The sequence below is a fragment of the Candidatus Stoquefichus massiliensis AP9 genome (genome assembly GCF_000455285.1).
Taxonomy (GTDB): domain Bacteria; phylum Bacillota_I; class Bacilli_A; order Erysipelotrichales; family Coprobacillaceae; genus Stoquefichus; species Stoquefichus massiliensis.
The window spans coordinates 184344-185949 of the sequence record NZ_HG005284.1 but is presented as its reverse complement, the minus strand read 5'-3'; the positions used below and the strand labels follow the sequence as shown (position 1 = coordinate 185949).

Below are 1606 nucleotides of genomic sequence, written 5' to 3'. Positions count from 1 at the left end.
TAGCTACAATTAATGGAGGAGGATTTAAATATGGAAGTGAGCTTAACAGTCATCAATCAGTTGGCCTATTTATTTATGAATGGAAAGAGTCATGAGAACAGTGAAACAGTGGAGGATGTCAAAGATGCAAAGGACATACATAACAAGTATATGAATACAGATGAAGTGATTAAAGGATATGAGTTAGAAAGAGAACGATTAGTCATTCAAACAAAGATGAATAAGGCAAAAAGGGAAGGTGAACTGAAAGGAGAGCTGAAAGAACGCTATAAGAATGTATTGGAACTTATAGATTTAATTTATGGAGGAGTTGACACAAGATGGGTTGAGAGTTGTAGTTTTGAGCAATTGTCACACGCTTATACTTTAGTGAAAAAGTGTCAATCATATGAAGAGTTTAAAGTTGAAATGTTGAAGTAAAACAATGATGACAAGAGTTTTGTTAGATCTGGTTATTAAATAGGGAAGTGAGTTTACTATTAATCAGTTGGCTTATTTATTTATGAATGGAAAGAGTCATGAGAACAGTGAAACAGTGGAGGATGTCAAAGATGCAAAGGACATACATAACAAGTATATGAATACAGATGAAGTGATTAAAGGATATGAGTTAGAAAGAGAACGATTAATCATTCAAACAAAGATGAATAAGGCAAGAAGGGAAGGTGAACTGAAAGGAGAACTGAAAGAACGCTATAAGAATGTATTGGAATTGATACAAACATTGTATCAAAAGGATGCTTCTCATTGGCTAAAAGAATGTAATAAGGAACAACTTAAAAGAGCATTTACACTTGTAGGTAAACAGTTAAGTTATGAAGAGTTTAAAGAAGCAATAGAAAGGATAGTTTGAACTATCCTTTGTTATAACTTATATTGTATTTGATAATTATGAATACGTGTATTATAACGTGCATGAGAAACTTCAACAACTTTACCATAAATATCATGGGAAACTCTTTTACGTCCAAGAACTGGTCCATGATCTAAGTTTAATGCTTCTAAAATTTCTAATGGCGGAAACTCAACATAGAAATCATCATTGAAATCAGCAACAGAATGATTATGCTGATATAAATACATGTATAAAGAGAAATCATTGAGTTTCATTTGGTCAGGAATTGCAATATCACCTGGTAAATAATGAGTGAAATGAATATATGGCTGACCATCTAGATAATAACAGCGACTAATTTTTAAACATTGTCTTTCAAAATACTGAAATAATTCATGTTGGGGATCTAACTTTAGGTATTCAAAGTAAGTATTTTCTTTAGTGACTTGATAACCTTGTTGATTTAAGATTGAAGAGAATGATTGTCCATTAGATAATTTGTTAAATATGCTATTACTAATAACTGTGGTACCTTTACCACTTTTTTTTGTGACATAACCATCATTTTCTAATAGTTCAATAGCTTTACGAATCGTAATCTTACTTACCTTAAATTGTTCTTCTAATTCCGTTTCAGTAGGAAGAAATGTACCTATAGGATAGATTCCATTAATGATAGAATCTTTAATCACTTCCATAATAGAGTAATACAAAGGGACTTTTTCGTTCATAAAATGCATCTTCCTTTCCATGATAGTCTTATTATAGCAT

The 1606-nt window shown here is 31.2% G+C and carries 3 protein-coding genes; 2 read left to right on the top strand and 1 reads right to left on the bottom strand.

Annotation, left to right across the window (positions count from 1 at the left end; all coding sequences use genetic code 11):
* Window positions 1-30 precede the first annotated feature (30 nt).
* Window positions 31-420: a hypothetical protein gene (locus BN350_RS00980; protein WP_028041928.1), complete on the top strand. Its 390-nt coding sequence runs from the start codon at window positions 31-33 to the stop codon at window positions 418-420.
* 82 nt (window positions 421-502) lie between these two features.
* A complete protein-coding gene (locus BN350_RS00975) occupies window positions 503-853 on the top strand; it encodes a hypothetical protein (protein WP_028041927.1) in 351 nt (116 codons plus the stop codon).
* A gap of 11 nt (window positions 854-864) precedes the next feature.
* Here the strand turns inward: BN350_RS00975 and BN350_RS00970 are convergent, their stop codons facing one another.
* On the bottom strand, window positions 865-1566 hold the full coding sequence (locus BN350_RS00970) for a GntR family transcriptional regulator (protein ID WP_028041926.1): 702 nt from the start codon (window positions 1564-1566) through the stop codon (window positions 865-867).
* Between the last annotated feature and the right edge of the window lie 40 nt (window positions 1567-1606).